This window comes from Nostoc mirabile CHAB5784 (genome assembly GCF_020829645.1).
GTDB lineage: Bacteria > Cyanobacteriota > Cyanobacteriia > Cyanobacteriales > Nostocaceae > Nostoc > Nostoc mirabile.
In genome coordinates this window covers 333,201-358,209 of the sequence record NZ_JAIVFS010000001.1, presented here as the reverse complement: position 1 = coordinate 358,209, position 25,009 = coordinate 333,201, and the positions used below count along the sequence as shown (strand labels likewise).

Here is a 25,009-nt window from a genome sequence, read left to right as displayed (position 1 = left end):
AGATTAATTCCTAAAAAATCTGGCAATAAGATACAAAATTTTGCTTTGATATAGGCTATAAATCAATACGCTTGGGTAATGTATCGAACTCACGTTAAATTAAAGTGAAACAGTAAGCATAAGTCAAAATCAAGGCAGAAAGCCCCCGGATAAATCCAGGGGCTTGGATAATTCTGGTTACGATCGCCTACGCCATTGCAATCTGCGGTAAATGCACTCTAAAATACTAAATTAATTACGGTGATTATTGCTGTAGTGAACCCTTGTACCGGCCCAAAGCAACTTCTCCCGCAGCGTTTGATAGTAGGAATTGTTCTCGCGCAAAATAATAAATTTAGCCCGACAATCTGCCATCCGCACATCAACGCGGTTTCCCGGCCAAATCGAAGTCCCCAAAACCCCATCTGTCCACAGCTTGGTACTCAAATCGTAATCCCCCAAAGGCCAAATACTCACCACAGAACCAGGGGGTAAAACCAGGGGGCGACTAGAAAGGCTCATTGCACAAATGGGAGTGATGGTAATCGCCTCCATACCATCATGCATAATTGGCCCATTAGCAGAAACGGTGTAACCAGTGGAACCTGTGGGAGTGGAAATAATCAACCCGTCCCCGACGTACTGATCGACTACCTCACCGTCAATTTCCATTTCCAGAATTGAAGTAATCATTCGGTCTGCGGAGGCGGGTTTAACACAAAACTCATTCAGAGCCAGATAATGCTCACTAACTGGTTCTAAATTAGACCCATGACCCTCATATACAGCAGCTTGTAACATCATCCGTCGTTGGATAGCATAGCGATCCTCAAACAGTCGATCCCAAACTTTTTCAGTATCCTGAAACTCTTCCACTGACTCAGTTAAAAACCCCAGATGACCTCCCACATTCACTCCCAGAATAGGGATGCCTGCTGGGGCTAAATGTCTGGCACCAGTTAAAACAGTACCATCGCCACCGAGTACCAAGGCGAGATCGATTGGTTGAGCCGCCGAAGCCAAAAAGACAGGATAGGGGTTGTCTTTCGGGCCGCTTGGCCCCATCAACACCTGGCACTCGCGGCTTTCTAGTTGTTTAGCACAGATTTCTGCCCATTGTTTACTCCGGGCATCCCGCGCTTTATAAGCAATGATTACCTGCTTGAGTTGCACGCACAATTACCATTTCAGGAGATTAAACTGCTCCATATCGACGGTATCGCGGTTGCGATAAATGGCAAGCACGATCGCTAAACCCACCGCCGCCTCGGCTGCGGCCACGGTAATCACAAATACTGTAAAAACCTGACCCTTAATTAATGTTGAGTCGAGGAAGTTGGAAAATGCCATTAAATTCAGATTAACAGCATTGAGCAGTAACTCAATTGACATCAGCACCCGCACAGCGTTGCGGCTGGTAATTAAACCGTAGATGCCGATACAGAATAAAGCTGCTGCTAGTAATAGAAAGTACTGGAGTTGCATGAATCTGAGTATCCCTCCTGAAAAAATCCGGCTGTCTATCTGCGACTCAGGTCGCAAATATTACTCTTTTGTTTCGCTGGTTGTTGATACTAGTTCTCTGGGGCGTTCTTGCAAAGTCAAAACAGTTTGCCCCAGTTTGGATGGTGCCAATAGGTCTGGCAAATACTCACGACGTGCCAAAATAATTGCTCCTACCATTGCTATCAGCAGCAAAATGGAAGCCAGTTCAAAAGGCAGTAAAAAGTCAGTGAAGAAATGTTCTCCAATTAAAACTATAGAACTTTCACCACCTGGCACAGGAGCAGCTGAGTAAGCCCAAGGAGTAGCCAGCACCATCGTACTTAAAAGACCGAACAATCCTACACTGACTACACCTGTTAGTACTTTCCGCACCCAAGAGTTGGGAAATGCTACAAAATTTTCCCGCTTGTTCACCAACATAATGGCAAACAAAATTAACACGTTAACCGCCCCAACGTAAATCAGTATTTGTGCAGCTGCAACAAAATCAGCATTTAGCAACAGGTAGATTCCCGCTATGCTGATGAACACACCCCCCAGCAAAAAGGCAGAATAGACGATGTTGGAGAACAGCACCACACCAATGGCCGCCCCAATCATCATCACGCCTAGTATGCCAAGCGATACAAACTGTACTCCTTCCGCTAGATTCACTGTTTTTTGTCCTTAGTCATTGGTCATTGGTCATTAGTCATTGGTCATTGGTCATTAGGAAAGGACAAATGACTAATGATATTTATTTTTCTGTTTGTTCTACGAGGTCTTCTGGACGCGCACCAGCACGCGGTGCATCTGCGGGCAGTCCATGTGGTTCGAGGACGCCTTTGGGTAGGTAAACTAGTTCGCGCAGTGGTGTAACCATTGGATCATCTGTTACCTTGTAGGGCAGACGACCTAGCGCTACGTTGTCATAGTTCAATTCATGGCGATCGTAAGTGGAAAGCTCATACTCTTCTGTCATAGATAGACAGTTAGTGGGGCAAAATTCCACACAATTACCGCAAAAGATACAAACTCCAAAGTCAATGCTGTAGTGGTTGAGTTTTTTCTTTTTGCTGGCTTTGTCGTATTCCCAATCTACTACAGGCAGGTTAATTGGACAAACGCGAACACAGACTTCGCAGGCGATACACTTATCAAATTCAAAGTGAATTCTACCGCGAAACCGTTCGCCAGGAATCAGTTTCTCGTAAGGGTACTGTACGGTAATCGGACGCCGCCGCATGTGATCGAAGGTGACAGAAAGCCCCTGACCAATGTAACGCGCAGCTTGTACTGTTTCTTTGGCGTAATCACCAACTTGTTTCAGGAACTTTAGCATTATGTTTCACTCTCTGTTTTTAAGCTATCAGCGTTATTTGTCCCTTGTCCTTTGTCCTTGGTCATTAGCCATTTGTACTAAGGGACTTCCAAATAAAAAAATACCCAATAAATTTACGAAAAAGCTCTCTCTCCTCATTCCTCTGTGTTCTCTGTGTCTCTGTGGTAGCCTGCGGCAAGCCGCTCCGCGTCTACGTTTATTTGGGTAATTTATTTCTTGGAAGTCTCTAATGACTAATGACTAATGACTAATGACTAATGACTAATGACTAACCACCAAAAGCGAAGGGAAAGGCTAGTTTCAGAGCGGCGGTTAATAGGAGATTAACCAAGCCAACTGGCAACAAAAACTTCCATCCTAAATCTAACAGTTGATCAATCCGTACCCGTGGCACTGTCCAGCGCAACAGGATGGCGACAAACACTAGTAAATAGGCTTTGAATACGGTCATGGTGATACCCAAAGCAGCAGTTACTATCTGGAACACGGGATTTAGTTCACTGACTCCCAACCAACCAGCGATGAGATTGAGGGGAAGGGGAAAGTCCCAACCGCCCAGGTAGAGAATTGCTACTAGTAAGGAAGAAAGGATCAAGTTAACGTAAGAACCCAGGTAGAAAAGACCGAATTTCATACCTGAGTATTCAGTCTGATAGCCTGCGACAATTTCTTCTTCCGCTTCGGGTAAGTCAAAGGGTAATCGTTCGCATTCAGCTAGGGCGGCTATCCAAAAGATCAGGAAACCGATTGGTTGTCGCCAAATGTTCCAGCCCAGAATGCCATAGCCAGACTGTTGATTGACAATATCAACTGTGTCGAGGCTGTTAGACATCATAGCGATCGCTAACACCGCCAGCGCCAAAGGAATTTCATAACTAATAGATTGCGCTGCTGCCCGCAACCCCCCTAAAAGGGAGTATTTATTATTAGATGCGTAGCCAGCCATTAACAAACCAATGGGTTGAATGCTTGACAAGGCAATCCACAAGAATACGCCCATGCCCACATTGGTAATTACGATGTTCTGCCCAAAGGGGACGATCAGGAATGACAGAAACACCGGAATCACTACAATAATTGGGCCAAGGGTAAACAGCCAAGGGTCAGATTTGGCTGGTACTATATCTTCTTTAAATACCAACTTCAAACCATCCGCTACAGGTACCAGCAACCCAAAAGGCCCCTGGAATTCTGGCCCAATTCGCTGCTGTGCGGCGGCAGAAATTTTTCGTTCTAGCCAAGTAGCAACTAATACCCCCACTGTTGCCCCAATCAGCATCAGTATCATTGGCAGTGGCATCCAAATTGCTTTGGCTGTTCCTGGTGGTATACCTAAATCCCGGAGGGATTCAATAAAAGTTCCTTGGAGGTCAATTCCTGAGTTCATGTTTCCACTCTTTAAGACATCGAGTCATGGTGAATTACAACTATTAGTTGAATTAATACCTGTAAATTCACCCATTTTTAATTTTTGCCCAGATGACGCTTGATTGAAGATTTGTTGCTAATTCCCATGCCTAGTATATCGTTGGATGGTTTTAGCCCTCTGAAGCGAGATCAGAACTTCTACTTATGGTTGGCATTGAGATTGCTATTGAGGAGACGGGGGCATGAGGAAGCAGGGGGAGCAGGGGAAGATAAGGGAGAATTTTCCCCCCTGCCCCCTGCTCCCTGCCCCTCTGCCTCTTTTCAACGCCCCATCCCCAATCCCCAGTTACCGTTTGTCAATGGGGGTATAAGTAACTTCGTGCAGACCGTTGTAAACCTGGGTAGGACGGAAAATCCGGTTTTCTGCTAGTTGTTCTTTCCAGTGGGCTAACCAACCGGCAACACGGGCGATCGCAAATATTGGCGTAAACAAGTCTGTGGGAATCCCCATCTTTCTATACACCAAACCTGAGTAAAAGTCAATATTTGGATAAATCCCTTTGCTACCGAGTTTTTCCTCTACCACGCGTTCCATCTCTAGGGCAATATCATAGAACTTGTCATGCCCAAACTTTTCAAACAGCTGTTCTGCTAGACCTTGTAAGATTGTGGCTCGTGGGTCTTTCACTTTATACACACGATGTCCAAAGCCCATAATCTTAGATTTAGTTTGCAGACAATCCTCTATATAGGGACGGACATTTTCCACAGAGCCAATTTTTTCCAACATCTGAATTACTTCTTCATTGGCTCCGCCATGCAAGGGCCCTCCCAAAGTTCCCACGGCACTAGCAACCACAGCGTAAGGATCAGTCAAGGTGGAAGCTGTCACCCTGGCACTGAAAGTGGAAGCATTCATTGTATGCTCAACTTGAAGTATCAAGCAGATATCAAAAACTCGCGCCATCAGAGGATCGGGTTCTTTCTCATCGAGCATGTATAGAAAGTTGGCGGAGTAGTCTAAGTCATCACGGGGACGTATCGGGTCATTGCCTTTTCGCATCAGTTGGAACGCCGCCACCATCGTGGGAATGGTTGCTATCAGGCGCACCACTGAATCCCGAATGTAGGCAGGATTATGTAAATCCCGGAGCGAATAAAACAAGCCTAAAGCAGCAGCAGAGGCTTGCAGCGCATCCATTGGGTGACCGCTTTCAGGAAAGCATTTCATCATGTCCCGAATGCGGTATTTTATCCGCCGGTGGTAACGAACTTCATGCTCAAATGCTTTCAATTCTTCGTTGCTTGGCAGTTCGCCCCAGATTAAGAGATAAGCAGTTTCTAGGAATGTACTTTTTTCTGCTAGTTCCTCAATCCGGATGCCACGATATTCTAGTATTCCCTTTTGCCCATCAACATAGCTGATACTTGATTGGGCGGCGGGAATGCCTTCTAAACCAGGCTTGTATTCGCACACCATCATGGCACCACCATTCGCTTTGTGAAATATCTGATCAAGCTAACTTACCAGAAATTATTGTCGCTATAACAGTAGCCCTTCTAACAACAATTGGAAATGTTGAAAAACTGTTATAGCAGGTACTTGGGTGGTGTCAACCAAAACATCTGACTCCGACCCAGAGGAGAACCTGTTTCTGGTAGTTTTATCCCAATCATACCTGCTTTTTTCAAGACTAAGCTTGCTTTGACTTCTCCCCACAGGAGAATTTCTGCCCAATTGGTTAAATCAGGTTCGTGTCCAACCAGTGCCAGTTGGGTATTTTGGGAATAATTCCTCGGCTCTAACCAGTCTTTTAGCCAACTAGAAATTTGACCATCGGGGGCGAGGTGGCTAGATTCCTCTAATTGGGAGCTTAGTTTTTCTGCTATAAGAATTTCAGCCGTTTGGCGGGCCCGCACTAAGGGGCTGGTGAGAATCAAATCAAAGTTTAATCCCAATTTAACAAGTTTCTGAGCGACTTTCTCAGTTTTTTGCCGTCCTTCTTTGGTAAGGCTGCGCTCCTCATCCTTGATGCCTAATCCCTTGTCTTCGGCGATGCCATGACGAATTAAATATAGTTCCATACTTTGAGTTCTGTTAAGCATAGCGAGGCATAGCCCGTGCTTAGTTAGGATTTACGTCTGCTGTCAATTAACCTATCCTAATCTTAATCATTATTACGTATTCATTGATATGCCATCTGTCCGGTGCAAAGCGGCGTTAGGTGTTCTAGTTACGGATATGGCAACAGGTTTAAACCTTGAATAAATCTGTAATCCCGTTGGTTTTTTGTGATAAACGGGTAATTCCACACTATTGCTGTAGCTGCAATGAGACTGATGGTTGAGTTAGTGATGTGACTTTGACCACTCATTTTCTCGAACACCGCGCACCAAGTAGTGCTATCAGCTAAATCTTGGCGATGTCTACGACGGGCTACGCCTACGCTCCACATCGCAATAAAGCTATCATTTATCAAGTCAATGTCAGGTAGCTCAGAGGCAGATTCAACTACTGCATATCTTTGTCGCAAAAAAGCAATAAAGTCGATTACTTGATGCTGTGCTTCCGCAGGAAGGGATAAAAACTCATTAAACAATTCTTGCTGTGTCATTTTTATACCTCTCAGAAAAATAGACTCACTCAAATTAGCGTTGTCAAAAACTCATCTGGCAGCATTGCCGGAACTAAAGAAGCCACAAAATCGGGTGTGTTTCGCGTCACAATTATTTCTAAACCTGCCGTAAGCGCCGCAGTACTCGTTACCGCATCCTCAAAATCCTTAATTGAGCTATTCAAAGCTTGCCGAATAACTTCATCTGTTACGCTGGCAACTTGAAGGTGCTGCAATAACTTTGCTAATAGTTCACGCGCTACTTCATTACCAACTTGACGACGCAGAATATAGAAAATATTGGTTACTGCATGACCTGAAACATAACCTTGTACTTGATTCTGCATTACTGTATTTAATGCTCGTGCAGAAGCTACGATAAATGGTTGACGCTGTGCCAAAATATCGAGCAACACATCGCTGTCGAACAACACCCGTTTCAACCGTATTTCTCCTCTAAATAATCCACATAATTTTCTGTCGGATTTTCTTCTTCTAGCTGGATTACACCTATTAAACTCTGAGTCCAGGAGTCAAGGTCGGTTAAAGGTTCTAAGGTTGGACTGTCAGTAATAGACGATAGGGTTTCTTGTTGAGCCACATCTTTTTCAATCTGTTTATCCCAGGCTGCTGCATCGAATTCTGCAAACCAGGTACGAAATGCGGCGAGATCCTCTGGTGAAAGTAGACTAACATCGCATTCGACGTTTATTATAACCTGCTTGTTGTTTAATTCATTCTTTAGTTTTTTCTCACTTATCTCATTTATTAAATATCTAGCTAATTCTAGTGAGATGAGATTGTTTTTTTGATTGATTAAATTTTTCCTTAAGTCTTCTCGTTTATCCAAGGATGCTGCATCGAATTCCCCAAACCAAGCACGAAAAGCAGCTAGTTCCTCTAGTGAAAGTTGACTAATAGTGAGTTCTAAACTTTTTCCAATCGGCTCATCGCTTAATTCATTCTTTAGTTTTTTATCATTTATTAAATCTTTAGCTAGTGATAATGATGAATCAAACCACGACTCTTCTAAACTATCAGTTGTCCATTCCGCTAACATTTCACCAACCAAATTGTCAAAATCATGTACAACTTGCAATTTTAGGTTTTCAATATATCCGTGATCAAGACGATTACGAACTTCAAAACAAGCTTGAGCAAGGTCAAATTGAGAGATTGATAACTCTCCCAAGGAGTATAGATGTCTTAGTAATCCTATGGCTGGGAAACGTTCAATAGGAATTGACACATCGACTGCTCGCTTTCTTAAAACTCCCTCAAAAATACTCCACATATAAAGAAAAGCAGGTTCAATTTCATTATTTTCAATAAGCTTATGTGCTTGGATAAACCGATCAGTTAGCTCTTGCCATGAAGGAAGTTGTTCGGATGTTCCAGGTAATGACTTAGCTTCTATGTCTTCAAGCGTGACCAATAAAAAACGCCAGCCTTGATGTTTACTCACTTCTTCTGCTAAAGCCTGTAAACGATCAACTGACACTCGGCTGAGGTTGGTTTTTACTTCAATTACCAAACCTGAGCCGTCTTTAATAGCAATCATCTCTGGCTGGTAGTTACCCAAATATAATGGTAATTCATCTGCTTTGGGTTTAAGTAAAACACGAAATCCTTGACTTTCGTACTTCTCTGCCAGAGATTTTATCTTTTCATCATGTAGATTTTTCGTATTGTTAATCATAAGTATTTTTCCAGTGGTTGAGATTCACTCACTTTTACATAAACACACTCTTTACCTGTGATTACAGCACGCTGTAATAAGGAAGGTAGACTTATAATATCAATCGGATCAGACATAAACCGACGATGACTATCTACATCTGATACTAAACTATCATCTTCAAAAACTAAGTTTACAAGTGCATCCTGAATTGGCTTGATAATGTTATCGATGTCAGCCGGAAACTCATCACAAAGATAAACTAGCGTCAGCTGTAGATCGCCTTTTGTGATGGGACTGTCATCTTTCCAAACCTTTTGGGCTTCAACGCGCACAAAATTCTTCCATGCCTGAAGATTTTCTCTTTTCTTTGTCTGTAACGAAACAGGCCGTCTGGGAATGAGAAATTCAAAAGGTATTATTCCCATTCCCAGTGCATATCTTGATAATTAGTTAACAAACTCGCAGCAATTTTCACAGATGGCTCCTCATGATATTGGGTATTTCTACACTTATACAAAATTTCTACATACTTATTCATCAGCGTTAGGATAAAAATCTAAGTCTAAAATCTCATCAACAGAAAAGGCACAGACCATCGCAAAATTCTCTTCTGATAAACCTGTTTCTACCATTGCCTCTCGCCGCGCTCTTTGATAGGTAGTATTTATCCACTCGGCATAATTTAAAAAACGGCGCAAGCTAGGACTTTCTTGCAGCAATTCATCTATATTCAGTCGCTCACGGGTAATGGTGACTTGCCAACTGTGACTACGACGTTCAGGTTGATACTTCCACTTCAACAAATGCGATAAGACTAACCGTAACGCACTCTGCAAGGCACGCTGTTGACTTTTACCCAAGTCCACCACTTCCTCAATTAAGTGTTCTAAATCCAACGTGTCCCACTGATGCGATTGTAAAAGTGCTGCGGTCTGCTCTACCCAAGCATAAAAATCTTGCTCATACAGAGTTTGTAACATTTGAAGTTCTATAGACTTCATAGCGCTCCTTTTTGGCAAATAAATAGCTAGGCACGAGTTAACTTTATTTGTACCGACTTACTTAAGATTAGGCATGAACTACATTCTTAATCAGGTAATAAAATCCAAATTCCCGACTTTTTAGAAAAGTCGGGAAGGGATGCTATTTGACCAAACAATTTGACTGCTGCATGAGTTAGGAGTTCTCCTGATCTCCCTCACCTTCCTTTACTCCGATTGAATCGGATTATCTCTAGGATTAACTAACCTCAACAGTTTTTGCTTAATTTGAGCGTCGAATACTTCCCATTTCATTTTCGCATAGGTGGAATTTTCGTTGCTGCCAGATAAGAAGCCCATTGGAATTTCAAAGCCGCCTGCGCTTGTCCTTCCACCGCCGAAAAAACGCCCTGCACTATCTTGTCCAAAGGCTTCTTTGATGAATTCATCGGGGTCAAGGGTAAGTTTGCTAGTTCTCAAGGAACCGATGACTATTTCCAGTTCATCGTCTTCATCGTGAACAATGCCATAAACTACGGCGGTGTGGACGTTTTCTTCGGTGACAAGAAAATCAGCCGCTTGGGGGATGGCGTCACGGTCTTCGTAGCGTAAGTAACCAACACCAGCGATGGAAAAGTTATTTTGGACGATGCGATTTTTTAGCGATCGCTCGATCACATCCATTACCCGCTTGGAACGATTCGCTTGTAAAATGGCGTTTAGCAGTTGAGCGTCATAAAATCGGCTTAAATACGCAGCTGCCATAAAATCTTCTTCTTGCGCTTGCATTAGCCGATTTGTATCCGAGCGCAAGCCGTGCATCAAGGCAGTAGCGCATTTGACGTGTTGATTTATGCTACTATCTAATGCTAATAATCCTGTTTGCAGGTATTGAGTAAAAATTGTTGCCGTCGCTCTTACGTATGGACGGATATCCTCAAACTCTGATTGCAGATCGCCTTGGATACTGTGATGGTCGATGAGTACCACTAGAGGAATTCCAGCCTGCTGTACCGCTGACAGTAGTTGTGAAGTGGTTCCCTGGTTATCAATTAAGACAAAACCTTGATAAGATGACAAATCTTTTGTTTTCAAGGTTTGCGTTGTCCAGCGTTGGATAGGTAAATTAGTCAGCCTTACCAAGGCAATATTTTCTTGATGGCTCAATGCGCCAGCATAAATTATTTCACATTTGATATCATATTGCTGGGCAATTAACTGATAAGCCCAGGCACAGGAAAGGGCATCAGGATCAGGAAAATCTTGCAGAATTACCAGTTGGCGATCGTGTCGGTGTGCCAGAAGGGTTCTTTGCAGTTCTTCTGACTTTTGTTGTGCCAGGGAATTACCACGCTGACTGAGATATATAGATCCTTCACCTACCGATGGCGGTAATGACGGAGTTTTAAATGAAACTTCCACTGGCGTTTTCTCTATTTCAGGTTCCTCTGGGTTTGGCTCTGTGGTCGATGACAAACTCTCAAACTGAGTAACGGAAGAATTCAAGTACATAGGGAACTTTTTTAAAGTGTGAGGCTCCTTTAATTCAGAAATACTACAATCAGCAATTCCCTGAATTCAGCCACATTATTTTGATCTTCGCAAAAATATCAAGACATTGCACTATACATCTAAGTATATTTTTGTCAGTCACACCAGCGCTCAACAATGAACTAAATTCCACTCTTAGGCGTATAGCTGCTGGAAACAAGCAAGTCTAGCATATAGGGCTGTATCTGAAAGCATAAATCTGCTTGAGGAGCTTTTTTTCTCTTCCGTAAATTCAATTAGGGGAATTTTAATCTGATTTAGGGTATACTTTCTATCTTATACTTTCAGGTTAGTCCTTGATATTTGAAATAGTCTTATGCTCAATAATCTCATTATTGTGACTATTGAGCAATTAACAATTATTTTTATTGAACAATGCGTGTTTTTTATCCCCTTTAAAAGTTCTGATAATTTAGAGCGAAACTTAGTACCGCAAGGCGGATGTCAAAAGTTTTGTATATCAAGGCTTTTGCAACTTTTAAAATGGTAGCTTGATTTACGCCGCCCTGTACTAGTGCAAGAAGGCAGATCGCTTTTAGCGTCTCCCCTTGGGAGAAGTCAGGGAGGAAAGAGCAAGCCCCATAGACAAATGTAGAGGCTTGAGCGTTGGCGCATTGCGCCTGTTTAGGAGACGCGATCGCATTCCTTGCAAGCAATATAGCCACCAATTTTTCAACAATCGATAACTAAAGTTATTGGCACTGTCCCAAAGCAAAAAGGTGTTTCTTCTTTCTCCTTTGCTCCTCTGCTTTTTTGCTCAAAGACCTATAACATACTTTTGCCACTCTGTATGCAGTCCACTCTTAAGATGTTTGCTGACCTCGAAATAGAGGCTGCTATAAGGTTGGCGAGGAGGATGACGTAAAGGCATGTGAGCTTCATGGGGAGTGCGACTGCCTTTTTTGACATTGCAACGCACACAAGCGGTCACAATGTTTTCCCAGCTATCACCCCCGCCGCGCGATCGCGGTATTACATGGTCTAGGGTCAACTCATCCCCTGTATAACCACAGTATTGACACGCATGACCGTCACGGTGCAATATATTTCGGCGAGTCAGAGGAATTTCTTTATAAGGAACACGCACGTAATGACGCAACCTGATCACGGTCGGCAACGGAAAATCCGAGTATAGGAATTTCCCGTTGTGTTCCACGCGTTCTGCTTTGCCCTTAATTAAAAGAACCACAGCACGACGCCAACTCGTTATATTGAGAGGTTCGTAAGAGGCGTTTAAGACTAAAACCTTCCCCATTTATCTGCGCTCAGGGTATTAGCTTTACATAAATGTTAACACAAATACATCCTGCTAGGGAGATGAGAATAAATTATACTTTCGGGATAATTCGGCAATTAAGTTATGAGTTAGAAGTTGAGAAGTGAGGAGCGTCTCTGGCTTTGCTCGCAAGTTATAAATCTTAACTTTTACTTTACTACTGCAACATCTTGTATCAATTCCAATATGAAGGTTACACTTCCTATTTAATCTGATCTCGCTTTAGTAAGCGTGTATAGATAACTTGGAAGTTTAGCCGTGGTGGGATAGGAGTCAGTACAAATGTTAAGTCGTAAACAAATCCCTGGTGTAGTTCCTAATCAGCAGTGCGACACCTACGCGTGGTTTTCGCAACGAGCTTGGGTAGAAATTGATTTAGGAGCGTTGTCGTACAATATACAGCAATTGGTGCAGTTTTTATCGCCGCATACTGAGTTGATGGCAGTAGTAAAAGCTGATGCCTATGGACATGGGGCGGTAACAGTCGCCCAAACTGCAATCCAATCGGGAGCGAGTTGGCTGGGAGTCGCTACAGTTCCAGAAGCTATTGAATTGCGAGAAGGGGGGATTCAAGCGCCCATTTTGATTTTAGGGGCAACTCATACACCAGAGCAGATTCATGCGATCGCACATTGGAAACTTCAGCCCACACTCTGTAGCCCTAAACAAGCTTTAGTATTTTCCGATATCCTAGAATCCATGAATCATGATTCTCCAGTGCCCGTACACATCAAATTAGACACAGGAATGTCTAGGTTGGGAACTAATTGGCAGCAAGCTGGTGAATTTGTGCGATTAGTACAGCGCTTACCACATCTATCTATTGCCAGTATTTATTCTCATTTGGCAACAGCAGATGATCCTGATACTACGGCAATGGAAGAACAGCATAGACGATTTGAGGAAGCGATCGCTCAAATCAAAGCAATGGGAATTGAACCACCTTGCTTGCACTTGGCAAACTCTGCGGCTGCACTGACAGATCCGGGATTACATTATGACATTGTGCGAGTAGGTTTAGCTGTTTACGGACTCTACCCAGCGCTGCATTTACAAAATGCGATCGATCTCAAGCCGGTTTTGCAACTTAAGGCAAGAGTTACCCAAGTTAAAACAATTGCCGCAGGAACAGCTGTTAGCTACGGGCATCAATTTATTGCCCCGCGTGAACTTTGCCTCGCCGTCGTCGGAATTGGCTATGCTGACGGTGTGCCTCGTAATCTTTCCAACAAAATGCAGGTGTTAATTCGCGGTCAGCGAGTTTCGCAAATCGGGGCAATTACAATGGATCAGTTGATGCTAGATGTGAGCGCCATACCCAATATCCAAGAAGGGGAAGTAGTCACCTTGCTAGGGGAACAGGGAAAAGAACAAATTTCAGCAGACGATTGGGCAGAACAACTAAACACTATTTCCTGGGAAATTCTTTGTGGGTTTAAGCATCGTCTGCCTCGTGTTGCGGTCATGTAATTGGGCATTGGGCATCCCTTCGGCTTCTCTACGAGACGCACTCGCGTTCGCTCAGGGCAAGTGGGCATTGAAAAGAGGCAGAGGGGCGGGGTGCGGGGGGCAGAAGGAAAACTTTTCTCCCTTGCTCCCTGCTCCCTGCTCCCTGCTCCCCTGCTTCCTCATCCCCCACTCCCTATTCCCAAAAATAATTTCTCATGGTATGATAGTAAACTGATGCGGATGTGGCGGAATTGGCAGACGCGCTAGATTTAGGTTCTAGTTCCGAAAGGAGTGAAGGTTCAAGTCCTTTCATCCGCATTTTTAATAAATTGAATTGCCTTATCTAGGCTGGTAGTTATACTGTGCAGTGACTAATTGTTTTTCGTCGGTGACAGATTATTGTCATTGAGACAAACACCTTAATCACGCGATAAATTAAATTATCATAAACACATTATTTTTTACAAAACATAATGTGTTTATGATAATTTTTAACTAGTTCCGTGGGTTTAAGTCCCCCGGTTCAATAAAAAAGCAAGTTTTGTGTTGGGGTTAAATCCCCATTACAAAACAAAATTTACGTTAGCGCAGCGTTAGCGAGTCCGCGTTCGCGCAGCGTCTCGTAGAGAGCGTCATTACGAATTACGAATTACGAATTACGAATTATTTAATTATATTTTTTGTAGATTCTTTATTTTGCCAATTTTCTACGCTCATTTTACCAACTACGCAGCGCGAAACTCTTTCCTGGTATAACACCTGGGTTTTTAAGGCGGATACGATACAAGCTATTTCTCGCCGTGATGTACAAAGTTTTATAATCATTGTCTCCCCACGCCAAGTTAGCTGGAACTTCTGGGACTTCAATAATACCTAGTAGATTGCCCGCAGGTGAGAAAACCCAAACTCCTCCAGGCCCCGTACTATAAACATTCCCTTTGATATCTACTTTTATTCCATCTGGAACTCCTTCCTTACCAGGATATTTTTGTTGGGCAAAAATACGTGCATTTTTCAAAAGACCATCGGAATTAACATCAAAGACACGGATATCGCCTGTTTCAGAATCATTGACATATAGTTTGGTTTCATCAGGAGAAAAGGCGATGCCATTGGGACGGACAAAATCTTTAGCTAATAGAGTTAATTTCCCATCTGATGTCAGACGATAAACACCATAAAAACCTAATTCTTTTTGTTGTGGTTTAATACCATAGGGTGGATCTGTGAAGTAGATACTTCCATCTGATTTCACTACTAAATCGTTTGGGCTATTAAGTCGTTTTCCTTGGTAATGACTAACAAGTGCGGCTAATTTGCCATTTTTTTCTGTACGAGATACACGACGGTTACTGTGTTCAGCAGTAATTAAATGCCCTTGAAGGTCAAAGGTGTTGCCATTAGCATTACCAGAAGGATGGCGGAAAATCTGCAATTTTTGATTAGGTTGCCATTGATAAATTGTATTGGCAGGAATATCACTTAAAAGTAGAAAACCATTTGGATGCCAAAGCGGCCCCTCTGTAAATTTAAAATTTATAGCAATTTTCTCAACTTGAGTATTCTTCTCAATAATGCTTTGTAAACTATCCTGTTTTGTATAAAACTTATGTGTGGTAATGTGACGATAAATTTGACCAGGACGCAAGATAGTTGTAGGAAAGTTGGGTTGATTAACTGAATTGGGAAAGTATTGGGTTTCTAGGCATAAGCCAGCATATCCCTGATAGTTAACTCCACCTTTCCCCTGAGTTTTCAAATTCTGCAAGTAACCAGTGTAAAGCTGCATTCCTGGTTTAGTTGTATAAACCTCCATGACTCGACCAGAGAATAGTTCATCCACTTTTGCAGCGAGTTTTATTTGTCCGGGTTTCCCGTTGAGTACATAGTTGATGTCATAACTGGGTTTATCGTTCTCAAGTTGTTTAATGCCATCATTAATTAACTTGGGTTGGGTAAAGTCATAGGGGGTATTTTGAACTAATTTAATCTCTCCTGTAGGGATTTTTTGGGTATTATTTGGTGTATATTTATCTGCATTAATTAATAATTGATGTCCTAGTATGCTACCAGAAGCATGACCAGCCAAATTCCAGTAAGAGTGGTTTGTCAAATTGACTGGTGTAGGCTTATCTGTAGTGGCAGTCATCTCCATTTTAAATTCGTTATTATTGGTTAACGTATAAGTTACTGTTACTGTTAAATTACCAGGATAGTCTTCCTCTCCATCAACACTTAAATATGTCAATTTCAATGTTGCTCCAGTCGGGCTTGTGATTGGTTCGGCTTGCCAAACTACTTGATCAAAACCCTTTTTACCACCGTGAAGATGATGTAAACCTGCATTAGTAGCTAGAGTATATTCTTTACCATCAAGAGTAAACTTGCCATTGGCAATACGGTTGGCAACTCGCCCAACGATCGCACCAAAATATGAATAGCGATTAACCTGTTTATAAGCCTCTAGAGTATCGAATCCCAATACTACATCGTCTAATTTACCCTGACGATCCGGAACTCTTAATTCTGTAAGAATTGCGCCATAGTTTGTTATTTTAGCTACTAGTCCATTAGCATTAGTCAAGGTAAAAAGGTTTACTAATTGACCATTTTCAGCCTTACCCCATTCAGTAACAGTTATACTTGCATTCTGCTGATCCGAATCTTTAACGCGTACATCGCCTGTGTCTAAGGATACTGCTTTAGTCTTAGCTATTTCCCCTTGACAAGGGTACAAAATACTCATCAAGATAATACTGATCCCCATAGTTATGGGAATTGAGGCTAGTTTTATATTCTTCATAAACCTAGATTGCATAAACTAAAACCTATTTATAACTGAGATAATGAAAAAATTATACCTTTTAGTTGGTATCTGCATAGCCTTGGTTTTCAACTTAGTGTTTTCTAATATTTCTTCGGCTCAAATTACAGACCCCATTCTTGAAAAGATTGAAAAATCACATATTTCCGTAGGTATACAAGAAGTTGTGCAAATACCCAAAAGCGGTATAGCGCCAAGTCAAGAGAGAATCGCAAGATTAAATATGTTAGCCAATACAGGTGATGGTAGCGGCAGGTTATTCGTCAATGATATGCGTGGCAAACTCTATGTAATTAATAATAATCAAGCCTCAGTTTACATGGATTTACAGCGATTACTATACTTAAGCTTTAGTGATAAAAGCTCTCAACAAGGTTTCTCTTATTTCGCTTTCCATCCAGAATTTAGGCAAAATGGAATTTTTTATACTGTACACAGTGAAGACAAAAATAACTCCATTCCTGATTTTCCTGTGAGAAAAAAAATTATTGATAGGGCAGGTAAAATCATCGAAAGTTCTCACCATGACGTAGTTCTAGAATGGAAAACTACTAATCCTGCTGCTAATACTTTTTCTGGAACTTTTCGAGAAATTCTGCGGATTGAACAGCCATATCCAGACCATAATGTCGGGCAATTGGGCTTTAATCCTAATGCTAAACCTAGAGATGTTGATTATGGAATGTTGTACATTGCTACAGCAGACGGAGGAAGTGACGGCTTTCCTGTCAGCAATACAGATCCTCTAGATAATGGACAAGACCTGAGTACACCTCTAGGAAAAATTCTGCGTATAAATCCTTTTGGTAGGAACAGCGCTAACGGTAAGTATGGCATCCCTAAAAATAATCCTTTTGCTCGGGATAACAACCGCAAAACTTTAGGGGAAATTTGGGCTTATGGGTTACGTAATCCCCATCGTTTTAGTTGGGATACAGGTGGCCAAGGCAAGATGTTAATTGTTGATATCGGTCAAGCTTTGATTGAAGAAATCAATCTTGGGAGCAAAGGCGCTAACTACGGATGGGGGAATCGTGAGGGAAGGTGGGTGATAAATGAAAAGAATGAGAATGTTCTATTTCCTTTACCAGAAGATGATGCCAAGTATGGTTACACATATCCGGTTGCTCAATATGACCATGATTTACCTGCTGATTGGCAGGGTTATTATGCAGTTGCGATCGCAGGCGGTTATGTTTATAGAGGTAGAGCCATTCCTGAATTAGTAGGTCAGTATATTTTTGCTGATTTTGCCAACGATGGACGTTTTTTTCATGTACCTGTAGATGAACTTGTTAATGGTAAACAGGCAAAGATTAAAGAACTTAGACTGTTTGATGGTCAAAAAGAAGGTTCTTTTCTAGAAATCATTGGTAGTAGACGTTCTGATGTCAGGTTTGGGGTAGACGAAGAGGGGGAAATTTATGTAACCTCTAAGAGCGATGGTAAGGTAAGAAAAATTGTTCGTTCTCCATATCCTAAATTTTAGAATAGCTTATATAGCAATCCTAAATCATTTGTGAAAATTAATTATATATCTCTTTTTTCTCTCTTATCTTTGCGTTCTTCTCTAACGAGACGCTGCGCGTTGGCAAAGCCTCTCGTAGAGAAGGCGGTTCGTTTCCTTATCTATATTTTTCACGACTCCTGCAAGGATTGCTATAGCTGACCAATGTAACCTTCTGTTGCCGAAGTCAAAATCTGCAGAATATCTTTGTTAGGCAATGGCAACTTTAAAACCTTATTTCCCAGGTTTGTACAGTATCCTGGAACTTCTTCCCTGGCAACTTCCCGAAACGATGACAAGCCCGAAAGCGGTTATAAACTTGTTCATCTCGCTTAATTACTGCTTTTAAACGGTCAGTTCCTACTAAAACAACAGCAATTGCCCAACTTTTCATAAATATTACGCATGTCCCCCTCCAGGCAGGGCTGCGGATACTCTTAGTTTTTTGTGCTGATAAGGCTTCTGCAGCATCCACCGAGGTATGAACAGTGAAATAAGACATACTATCTTTGGACTTACGCACGATTTACGGAATAACGTAGACACGGAGCCAATGCGGTTCGGTTAAGCCCAAAAAATGAAAATGTGTAGTGTAGGTTGGGTTGAGGAACGAAACCCTACAATATGTTGGGTTTGTTGGGTTTCACTTCGTTCAACCCAACCTACAAATATTCTTAACCGAACCGTATTGGACGCAAAGCGGCTTGCCGCAGGCTACCGCTCCAGACGCAGAGAGGCCAGTGCGCCCTTGCGGTTAAGAGATTTGTTCGCGCAGCGTCTCCCCTTCTCCCAAAGGGAGAGGCTAGCGCCAAGGGAGAAGCAACTGGCGCGACACGGAGAAATGAGAGTTTAAGAGATATTTTGCGTAAGTCCTATATCTTTGTTCATGAAACTAAAACATATAAAAAATCAATTTATTATTATCAATAAACCAGTATTATTACTGTGGTCAAGTTGAAGTTACTCGATGCAAAGTGGCTTCATTAGTCCTATCTGCTTAAAAAATAGAGTTTACTTAAGTGTAAATACAGAAGTTCAAATATATTACTATCTACAAAATCAGTATTATTCCTGTAGTCAGATTGGGGTTACTCAATGGAAAGTGGCTTCATCTAGTCTTGACATTTTTATGTCTTATTGTCCAAAAAGTCTGTAAATCTCAGTAACAGGAAGTAAATTAATAATATTTTACTTCCTGTTACTGAGATTCGATCATTTGAAAATGACGCTGTTTTCGTTGAGTTTCACCACCAAGTCTAGATATCAACTGATGTACTTGAAAATGCAAAAGTTTGATGCTTTTTATTTGATTTAAATTGTGGAATAACTCTGTACGAATTTAGCTTACACGTATCGAATTTAGCTGAAGTAAAAGCAAAATGAGCACAACTCCTATAGGTAGCTACAGGTTGTTCCAGAAACTACATCCGCTATCTCTGTTGGCACAATTAACCAGTCGGCGTGCTACAGGGTGCTTAAACATATTTACTGGAATAGTTTCTTGGTCAATTTATCTAGAGGACGGTAAACTTACTTATGCCTCCTATTCAGATAAACTGTTTGAGCGGCTTGACAGTCACTTGCGACGTTTGAGCCAGCAAATTCCTGCTCTTAACAGCGCCACTCGCGTGCAGATGCGGCTGATGTTTGAGACGAAGAATGAACACCAATCAATACCCAATGCCGATTACCAAGCTATTTGTTGGTTAGTAAATCAGGACTATATCACCTCTGTGCAAGCAGCAAGCCTGATAGACGAATTAGCAAAAGAAGTACTGGAATCATTTTTGTGTTTAAAAGAAGGTAACTATGAATTCAGCCCGGAAAGTTCTTTGGATGAACTACCAAAGTTCTGTCGGCTGGATTTGCGGTTACTTGTTGAACACTGTCAAAAACAGTTACGAAATCGGCAAAATATCCAGTCATCAATTCCGGCTGGTGGGAGTTCCCAAGTTTTGTCTAAAATACAACCGTCTCAAGTTCAGCCACAACTGCAAATAAAACTTGGGCAAAAGTTACCGATACCAATCAATTTTGATATTCCTGAAAACAAGAAAAATACTCAGCTACCTGCTGGTAAAAAACTATATACAATTGCCTGCATTGACGATAGCCAAACAGTTTTGAATTCCATTAAACACTTTTTGGATGAAAACACATTTTCAGTTGTGATGATCAACGATCCTGTGAAGGCTTTAATGCAAATTCTTCGGAGTAAGCCCGATCTGATTTTGCTAGATGTTGAGATGCCAAGTTTAGATGGCTACGAGCTATGTTCCTTATTACGGAAACATTCAGCTTTTAAACATACGCCTATTATTATGGTGACTGGTAGAACAGGCTTTATCGACAGGGCAAAGGCGAAAATAGTCAGATCATCAGGATATTTGACTAAGCCTTTTACACAATCAGAATTGCTAAAAATGGTTTTTAAACATCTTGGTTAATTTAGGAGTCAGGAGTAGAGACACGATTAATCGCGTCTGTACAGGAGTCAGGAGACGCGATTAATCGCGTCTGTACAGGAGTCAGGAGTTAGAAGAAATGAGACAGCCAGCGAAGACATTTCAAGATTTGATAGTTTGGCAGAAAGCACATCAATTTATTTTATTGGTCTACCCATTTACTGCTCACTTTCGTAAATCAGAAATATATGGGCTTACCTCTCAATTTAGACGGGCAGCAATTTCTGTACCAGCAAATATAGCAGAGGGATTTAAGAAAAAAGGATTAGCAGATAAAGGACGTTTTTTAAACATTGCACAAGGTTCTTTAGAAGAATGTCGTTATTATCTAATTCTTTCAAATGATTTGGAATCTGGTGAGACTTCGGAATTAAAACTTAAACTGGAAGAAGTTAGTAAACTACTGACAAGCTATGCTAATTCCATTCTGTTAGCGGTAGCGGGGCGTTTAGCCCATTCTGATTCCTGACTCCTGAATTCTAATATGTTTAATTTATTTTTTTAGGAGATTTAATAGTGAGTCTGACTTTACTTGGCACAATTCTAATTGTAGAAGATTCTCCCAGTGAATTGGAATTAATGAGCCATTATCTGAAAGAAAGTGGTTACAACGTAATTAAAGCAAGTGGTGCAAAAGAGGGCTTAGAAAAAGCTGTATTAGAAAAACCAGATGTGATCGTTACTGATGTAGTAATGCCAGAAATGAGTGGATTTGAATTGTGTCGTTATCTGAGAAGAAATCCGATTACTGCAAAAGTGCCAATTGTAATTTGTAGTTCCAAAAATCAAGAAATTGACCGTTTATGGGCGATGAGACAAGGTGCTGATGCCTACATAACTAAACCTTACACCCGCGAACTTCTGCTACGTACTATTAAATCAGTGGGAATTTGAATCAATGACTAGTATAAACATTACACTTCCTTCAAAAGAAACCCAAAATAATTTAGCAGACGGTTATCTGAAGTTTCAGCTAAATCAACAGACTCCTGCTGTTTTATCAATGAAACATACGCAAGAAGCAATTATTGTACCTATTGAGTCTGTAACCTCAATGCCTAATAAGCCCTCCTGTATATTAGGATTAATGAATTGGCGGAGTCGGATAATTTGGGTTGTTGATTTGCCAAGAATGCTCAATTTAGAATCCCTAGATTATCGACTGCGACAGTACAGTGCGATCGTTATCCAAGTGGAATCATTGGTGTTGGGTTTAGTTGTGCAAGAAATAAAAGGTACGACTAAGTTCATCCCTGATGATATTCATTCTCCTATAGGACAAGTGGCATCCAGTTTAGTTCCTTATTTATGTGGGTGCGTTGTGCAACAAGAAGAAATATTACTGGTATTAGATGCCCAGGCAATTGTGCAGTCTTCTATTCTCCGCAGTGATTAGAGTGTACTACTAAAAAGGATTTTTAGTGTTCTTATTCACATAGTTAGGAGTATTACTTTTATGTTTAATAAAACCAACGCGAATCAAGGTAGTGGCGCTCAAAATCGAGCATCACTGATTTCATCCCAAAAAATAACTGGTAGTGTCATAAAGCTACCAACTAAAACTACTAGTGAAACGGCTAATAATTCTTTCCTAAATCAGGCTATTGCCTCTTTTACAAAACTCGGATTGGCTAAGAAAGCGACTATTGTAGCGATCGCAATTGCTACAATACCAGTATTGGGCATCGGCGCGATCGCTTTTAGCTTTGCCAACAAATCGATTACTAAGCAAATTACCCAATCTCAACAAGCTGAAGCTATTGGCTTAAGTGATAAAGTTAACCGTTTCATGTTGGTACGCTACGGAGATATTCAGGTAATATCAAGTTTACTTTTTTTGACAAGTCCCCAGGCTAGTGTAAGTATCACCAATCAAGATAAACAAGCAATCCTAGATGGAGTTATCGAAGCCTACAAAGCTTATGACAGCGTTGCTGTTTTTAATCGCCAAGGTAACTTGATTGTCCAATCCACAGGCGAACCCCTAGACAACCAAAAAGACCGTACCTACTTTCAAGAGGCTTTACAAAAAGATACTCCTGTCATTAGTAAACCGGAAGCAGCAAAAAATACTGGTGTAGTGAGTATTTATATAGCTGCACCTGTGAAAGAGATAAGGACGGGCCAAACGATTGGTGTGGTAAGAGCGCGGATGCCCGTAAAATCTTTAGAAGAAGTAATCAAAAACTACGCAGCCAATGGACAACAATACCATTTGCTCGATGCTTCGGGAACAGTTTTCTTGAGTCCACAAAAGGAATTATTAGGGAAAGAGGCAAAGGGAGAGTATTCTAGTTTACCTAAACTGATAGCAGCCAAAAAGGTAGATAGTTTTATAGAAGTTCCCAAAACTGGCAAAAAAGAAGAACTAGTCAGCTACGTACCAGCCAGTAAGTTAGATGGCTTACCAGATTTAAACTGGCAAGTACTTTTATCTTCAGACACAGCAATTGTATTTGAGCCGCAAAGACAATTGTTATGGATTATAGCCATTGGTACAGCAGTGACAGCATTGATTGTAGCTGCGATCGCATCTCGGTTAGCTAAACTTACTACACAGCCAATTTTAAATGCAACTGCGGCATTAGCAAAGCTTGGTCAAGGTAAATTTAATACCCGTCTGGAAATCGAAAGAGAAGACGAATTAGGGGTATTGAGTGCAAATATCAACCAGATGGCCGAACAATTGCAGGTCTTAGTTAAGGAACAAGAACTGGACGTTGAAGGGGCAAAATTACTAACAGATATTACCCTACAAATTCGGAGAAGTCTCAAAACTGAAGATATTTATCACGCAGCAGTAAAAGAAGTTCAGCTAGCGCTAAAAACAGACAGGGTAATCGTTTATAGCGTGAATCCAAATACTAGGGATGGCGTTGTCGTTGCTGAATCGGTAACTGGTAATTGGCCGGAAATGCTCGGAGTGAAAATCGACGATCTTTATTTTCGGGAACGTTATGTAGAAACTGATTACGATGGACAGGTGCAAGCAATTGCAAACATTCATCAAGACCAAAGTCTGAAAAATGCCGACGGTTACATCCAACTTTTGGAAAAATTTGCCGTCAAAGGTAATTTGATCGTACCGATTCTTGCCCAAGGGCAACTTTTATGCTTATTAATTGCTCATCAGTGCCAAACTCCTCGTGTTTGGCAACAGCCGGAAATTGACTTGTTTCAACAGATAGCAACTCAAATTGGCTATGCCTTAGAACAAGCCAAGTTATTAGAGAAGATAGAGCAATCTAGAAATGTTGCAGTAATCGATTCTGACGACGAACGGTATCAAAACGAAACACTGCAACAGCAACTTTTAGAACTACTCAACAACGTAGAAGGTGCAGCCAGAGGTGACTTGACGGTGCGTGCAGACGTGACGCCTGGCGAAATAGGCACTGTTGCCGACTTTTTCAACTCCATTGTAGAAAGCCTCCGGGATATTGTTACCCAAGTTAAACAAGCTGCTATCCACGTTAATACTGCCATTGGTTCTGACGAAGGAGCCATTCGCCACCTAGCAGAGGAAGCGCTGACTCAAGCTGCCGAAATCAACCGTACCCTCGATGCTGTTGACCAAATGACCCAATCCATGAAAGCTGTAGCCGAAAGCGCCGAAAAAGCTGCTTTCGTTGCCAATCATGCGGCTCACACCGCCACCAAGAGTGGACACGCGATGGATTTGACGGTACAAAACATCCTGTCTTTGCGGGAAACCGTGGGTGAAACTGCTAAGAAAGTGAAACGTTTGGGAGAATCTTCGCAACAAATTTCTCGCGTGGTTTCCTTGATTAACCAAATCGCTATTCAAACTAACTTACTAGCCATTAACGCCGGTATTGAAGCAGCGCGTGCGGGTGAAGAAGGTCAAGGTTTTGCCGTAGTGGCTGAAGAAGTTGGCGAATTAGCAGTTAGGAGTGCCGCAGCAACCCAAGAAATTGAACAAATTGTTGAAAATATCCAACGAGAAACCAGTGAGGTGGTACTAGCGATGGAAATAGGCACTACCCAAGTGGTAGAAGGAACTCGAATTGTGGAGGAGGCTAAACAAAGTCTGAGTGAAATTTTGGATGTATCGCGTGAAATTGACTCCTTAGTGCAGTCGATTTCTACTGCAACTGCATCTCAGGTTGAAACATCGCAAAGTGTTAGCCAATTGATGAAAGATATCGCTGCTGTATCACAACGCACTAGCGATTCTTCTCGCCAAGTTTCCGAATCTCTGCAACAAACCGTGGAGATTTCTCATCAGTTACAAGAGACTGTCGAGGCTTTCAAAGTTAGTTAAGTTTGTCATTTGTCATTTGTCATTTGTCCTTTGCTATTTGCTAGTGATCAATACTTCGACTACGCTCAGTACAAGTGACGAATGACTTTTGTTATTTGTCAGTTGTCATTTGTCCTTTGTCCTTTTACCAATGACTAATACTTCTCTACGAGAGGCTGCGCCAACGGCTACGCTCAGTACAAGTGACTAATGACCAATTACT

At 41.7% G+C, this 25,009-nt stretch carries 24 protein-coding genes and 1 tRNA gene; 8 read left to right on the top strand and 17 right to left on the bottom strand.

All coding sequences use genetic code 11. The features are described from left to right. Nucleotides 1-231: 231 nt before the first annotated feature. The 15 genes from LC653_RS01735 to LC653_RS01665 all read right to left on the bottom strand — a co-directional run bounded on the left by LC653_RS01735 (nucleotide 232) and on the right by LC653_RS01665 (nucleotide 12,256). Nucleotides 232-1,152 carry an NAD(+) kinase gene (locus LC653_RS01735; protein ID WP_229492296.1) on the bottom strand — a complete coding sequence of 307 codons (921 nt, stop codon included), beginning with the start codon at nucleotides 1,150-1,152 and terminating at the stop codon, nucleotides 232-234. A gap of 6 nt (nucleotides 1,153-1,158) precedes the next feature. Further along, complete coding sequence (nuoK, locus tag LC653_RS01730) at nucleotides 1,159-1,464, bottom strand: NADH-quinone oxidoreductase subunit NuoK (protein ID WP_006199065.1); 306 nt, start codon at nucleotides 1,462-1,464, stop codon at nucleotides 1,159-1,161. A 60-nt stretch (nucleotides 1,465-1,524) separates the two neighbouring features. Then, nucleotides 1,525-2,139: an NADH-quinone oxidoreductase subunit J gene (locus LC653_RS01725; RefSeq protein ID WP_308188993.1), complete on the bottom strand. Its 615-nt coding sequence runs from the start codon at nucleotides 2,137-2,139 to the stop codon at nucleotides 1,525-1,527. Between the two features lie 82 nt (nucleotides 2,140-2,221). Further along, nucleotides 2,222-2,806, bottom strand: coding sequence for an NAD(P)H-quinone oxidoreductase subunit I (gene ndhI, locus LC653_RS01720; protein ID WP_185584971.1), 585 nt, complete (start codon nucleotides 2,804-2,806; stop codon nucleotides 2,222-2,224). A 268-nt stretch (nucleotides 2,807-3,074) separates the two neighbouring features. Continuing rightward, complete coding sequence (nuoH, locus tag LC653_RS01715) at nucleotides 3,075-4,193, bottom strand: NADH-quinone oxidoreductase subunit NuoH (RefSeq protein ID WP_229492295.1); 1,119 nt, start codon at nucleotides 4,191-4,193, stop codon at nucleotides 3,075-3,077. A gap of 327 nt (nucleotides 4,194-4,520) precedes the next feature. After that, nucleotides 4,521-5,657 carry a citrate synthase gene (locus tag LC653_RS01710; RefSeq protein WP_229492294.1) on the bottom strand — a complete coding sequence of 379 codons (1,137 nt, stop codon included), beginning with the start codon at nucleotides 5,655-5,657 and terminating at the stop codon, nucleotides 4,521-4,523. Nucleotides 5,658-5,764: 107 nt separating this feature from the next. Further along, nucleotides 5,765-6,259 (bottom strand): phosphohistidine phosphatase SixA, encoded by a 495-nt coding sequence (sixA, locus tag LC653_RS01705; RefSeq protein WP_229492293.1) that lies wholly within the window; start codon nucleotides 6,257-6,259, stop codon nucleotides 5,765-5,767. Nucleotides 6,260-6,408: 149 nt separating this feature from the next. Continuing rightward, complete coding sequence (locus LC653_RS01700; RefSeq protein WP_229492292.1) at nucleotides 6,409-6,789, bottom strand: PIN domain-containing protein; 381 nt, start codon at nucleotides 6,787-6,789, stop codon at nucleotides 6,409-6,411. Nucleotides 6,790-6,818: 29 nt separating this feature from the next. Then, on the bottom strand, nucleotides 6,819-7,223 hold the full coding sequence (locus tag LC653_RS01695) for a PIN domain-containing protein (protein ID WP_229463106.1): 405 nt from the start codon (nucleotides 7,221-7,223) through the stop codon (nucleotides 6,819-6,821). Between the two features lie 5 nt (nucleotides 7,224-7,228). Continuing rightward, a complete protein-coding gene (locus LC653_RS01690) occupies nucleotides 7,229-8,488 on the bottom strand; it encodes a hypothetical protein (RefSeq protein ID WP_229492291.1) in 1,260 nt (419 codons plus the stop codon). Beyond that, on the bottom strand, nucleotides 8,485-8,895 hold the full coding sequence (locus LC653_RS01685; protein WP_229492290.1) for a RusA family crossover junction endodeoxyribonuclease: 411 nt from the start codon (nucleotides 8,893-8,895) through the stop codon (nucleotides 8,485-8,487). Before LC653_RS01685 ends, LC653_RS01690 begins: the two co-directional genes overlap by 4 nt. A gap of 105 nt (nucleotides 8,896-9,000) precedes the next feature. Continuing rightward, nucleotides 9,001-9,471 carry a DUF29 domain-containing protein gene (locus LC653_RS01680; protein ID WP_229492289.1) on the bottom strand — a complete coding sequence of 157 codons (471 nt, stop codon included), beginning with the start codon at nucleotides 9,469-9,471 and terminating at the stop codon, nucleotides 9,001-9,003. Between the two features lie 207 nt (nucleotides 9,472-9,678). Continuing rightward, nucleotides 9,679-10,962, bottom strand: a complete 1,284-nt coding sequence (locus LC653_RS01675; RefSeq protein WP_229492288.1) for a DHH family phosphoesterase — start codon at nucleotides 10,960-10,962, stop codon at nucleotides 9,679-9,681. Nucleotides 10,963-11,396: 434 nt separating this feature from the next. Beyond that, nucleotides 11,397-11,666 (bottom strand): hypothetical protein, encoded by a 270-nt coding sequence (locus LC653_RS01670; RefSeq protein ID WP_229492287.1) that lies wholly within the window; start codon nucleotides 11,664-11,666, stop codon nucleotides 11,397-11,399. Nucleotides 11,667-11,758: 92 nt separating this feature from the next. After that, nucleotides 11,759-12,256, bottom strand: coding sequence for an HNH endonuclease (locus tag LC653_RS01665; protein ID WP_185584956.1), 498 nt, complete (start codon nucleotides 12,254-12,256; stop codon nucleotides 11,759-11,761). 303 nt (nucleotides 12,257-12,559) lie between these two features. On the opposite strand from LC653_RS01665, the gene alr reads away from it, so the two are divergent. Continuing rightward, nucleotides 12,560-13,747 (top strand): alanine racemase, encoded by a 1,188-nt coding sequence (gene alr, locus LC653_RS01660; protein ID WP_229492286.1) that lies wholly within the window; start codon nucleotides 12,560-12,562, stop codon nucleotides 13,745-13,747. Between the two features lie 215 nt (nucleotides 13,748-13,962). Next, a tRNA-Leu gene (locus tag LC653_RS01655) sits at nucleotides 13,963-14,044 on the top strand. A gap of 400 nt (nucleotides 14,045-14,444) precedes the next feature. On the opposite strand, the gene LC653_RS01650 is transcribed toward LC653_RS01655, so the two are convergent. Next, entirely contained in the window at nucleotides 14,445-16,472 is a 2,028-nt protein-coding gene (locus LC653_RS01650) for an aldose epimerase family protein (RefSeq protein WP_229492285.1), read from the bottom strand. Nucleotides 16,473-16,572: 100 nt separating this feature from the next. On the opposite strand from LC653_RS01650, the gene LC653_RS01645 reads away from it, so the two are divergent. Next, nucleotides 16,573-18,039, top strand: coding sequence for a PQQ-dependent sugar dehydrogenase (locus LC653_RS01645; protein ID WP_229492284.1), 1,467 nt, complete (start codon nucleotides 16,573-16,575; stop codon nucleotides 18,037-18,039). 244 nt (nucleotides 18,040-18,283) lie between these two features. Here LC653_RS01645 and LC653_RS01640 read toward each other — a convergent pair whose 3' ends face one another. Next, nucleotides 18,284-18,451, bottom strand: coding sequence for a TniB family NTP-binding protein (locus LC653_RS01640; RefSeq protein ID WP_229492283.1), 168 nt, complete (start codon nucleotides 18,449-18,451; stop codon nucleotides 18,284-18,286). 985 nt (nucleotides 18,452-19,436) lie between these two features. On the opposite strand from LC653_RS01640, the gene LC653_RS01635 reads away from it, so the two are divergent. The 5 genes from LC653_RS01635 (at nucleotide 19,437) to LC653_RS01615 (ending at nucleotide 24,807) form a co-directional block, all read left to right on the top strand. Continuing rightward, the gene (locus tag LC653_RS01635; protein ID WP_229492282.1) at nucleotides 19,437-20,504 is read left to right on the top strand and encodes a response regulator; all 1,068 of its coding nucleotides are present in this window, start codon (nucleotides 19,437-19,439) and stop codon (nucleotides 20,502-20,504) included. 97 nt (nucleotides 20,505-20,601) lie between these two features. Continuing rightward, complete coding sequence (locus tag LC653_RS01630) at nucleotides 20,602-20,991, top strand: four helix bundle protein (protein ID WP_229492281.1); 390 nt, start codon at nucleotides 20,602-20,604, stop codon at nucleotides 20,989-20,991. Nucleotides 20,992-21,038: 47 nt separating this feature from the next. Continuing rightward, nucleotides 21,039-21,416 (top strand): response regulator, encoded by a 378-nt coding sequence (locus tag LC653_RS01625; RefSeq protein WP_229468659.1) that lies wholly within the window; start codon nucleotides 21,039-21,041, stop codon nucleotides 21,414-21,416. A gap of 4 nt (nucleotides 21,417-21,420) precedes the next feature. Next, on the top strand, nucleotides 21,421-21,918 hold the full coding sequence (locus LC653_RS01620; RefSeq protein ID WP_229492280.1) for a chemotaxis protein CheW: 498 nt from the start codon (nucleotides 21,421-21,423) through the stop codon (nucleotides 21,916-21,918). 60 nt (nucleotides 21,919-21,978) lie between these two features. Further along, entirely contained in the window at nucleotides 21,979-24,807 is a 2,829-nt protein-coding gene (locus LC653_RS01615) for a methyl-accepting chemotaxis protein (protein WP_229492279.1), read from the top strand. The last annotated feature ends 202 nt before the right edge of the window (nucleotides 24,808-25,009 follow it).

Excerpts from the sequence above, each read along its gene's own strand:
- nuoK (WP_006199065.1), bottom strand. The coding sequence starts at position 1,464 with ATGCAACTCCAGTACTTTCTATTACTAGCAGCAGCTTTATTCTGTATC.
- ndhI (WP_185584971.1), bottom strand. The coding sequence starts at position 2,806 with ATGCTAAAGTTCCTGAAACAAGTTGGTGATTACGCCAAAGAAACAGTA.
- nuoH (WP_229492295.1), bottom strand. The coding sequence starts at position 4,193 with ATGAACTCAGGAATTGACCTCCAAGGAACTTTTATTGAATCCCTCCGG.
- LC653_RS01710 (WP_229492294.1), bottom strand. The coding sequence starts at position 5,657 with ATGATGGTGTGCGAATACAAGCCTGGTTTAGAAGGCATTCCCGCCGCC.
- sixA (WP_229492293.1), bottom strand. The coding sequence starts at position 6,259 with ATGGAACTATATTTAATTCGTCATGGCATCGCCGAAGACAAGGGATTA.
- LC653_RS01700 (WP_229492292.1), bottom strand. The coding sequence starts at position 6,789 with ATGACACAGCAAGAATTGTTTAATGAGTTTTTATCCCTTCCTGCGGAA.
- LC653_RS01690 (WP_229492291.1), bottom strand. The coding sequence starts at position 8,488 with ATGATTAACAATACGAAAAATCTACATGATGAAAAGATAAAATCTCTG.
- LC653_RS01685 (WP_229492290.1), bottom strand. The coding sequence starts at position 8,895 with ATGGGAATAATACCTTTTGAATTTCTCATTCCCAGACGGCCTGTTTCG.
- LC653_RS01680 (WP_229492289.1), bottom strand. The coding sequence starts at position 9,471 with ATGAAGTCTATAGAACTTCAAATGTTACAAACTCTGTATGAGCAAGAT.
- LC653_RS01675 (WP_229492288.1), bottom strand. The coding sequence starts at position 10,962 with ATGTACTTGAATTCTTCCGTTACTCAGTTTGAGAGTTTGTCATCGACC.
- LC653_RS01665 (WP_185584956.1), bottom strand. The coding sequence starts at position 12,256 with ATGGGGAAGGTTTTAGTCTTAAACGCCTCTTACGAACCTCTCAATATA.
- alr (WP_229492286.1), top strand. The coding sequence starts at position 12,560 with ATGTTAAGTCGTAAACAAATCCCTGGTGTAGTTCCTAATCAGCAGTGC.
- LC653_RS01650 (WP_229492285.1), bottom strand. The coding sequence starts at position 16,472 with ATGAGTATTTTGTACCCTTGTCAAGGGGAAATAGCTAAGACTAAAGCA.
- LC653_RS01645 (WP_229492284.1), top strand. The coding sequence starts at position 16,573 with ATGAAAAAATTATACCTTTTAGTTGGTATCTGCATAGCCTTGGTTTTC.
- LC653_RS01640 (WP_229492283.1), bottom strand. The coding sequence starts at position 18,451 with ATGAAAAGTTGGGCAATTGCTGTTGTTTTAGTAGGAACTGACCGTTTA.
- LC653_RS01635 (WP_229492282.1), top strand. The coding sequence starts at position 19,437 with ATGAGCACAACTCCTATAGGTAGCTACAGGTTGTTCCAGAAACTACAT.
- LC653_RS01630 (WP_229492281.1), top strand. The coding sequence starts at position 20,602 with ATGAGACAGCCAGCGAAGACATTTCAAGATTTGATAGTTTGGCAGAAA.
- LC653_RS01620 (WP_229492280.1), top strand. The coding sequence starts at position 21,421 with ATGACTAGTATAAACATTACACTTCCTTCAAAAGAAACCCAAAATAAT.
- LC653_RS01615 (WP_229492279.1), top strand. The coding sequence starts at position 21,979 with ATGTTTAATAAAACCAACGCGAATCAAGGTAGTGGCGCTCAAAATCGA.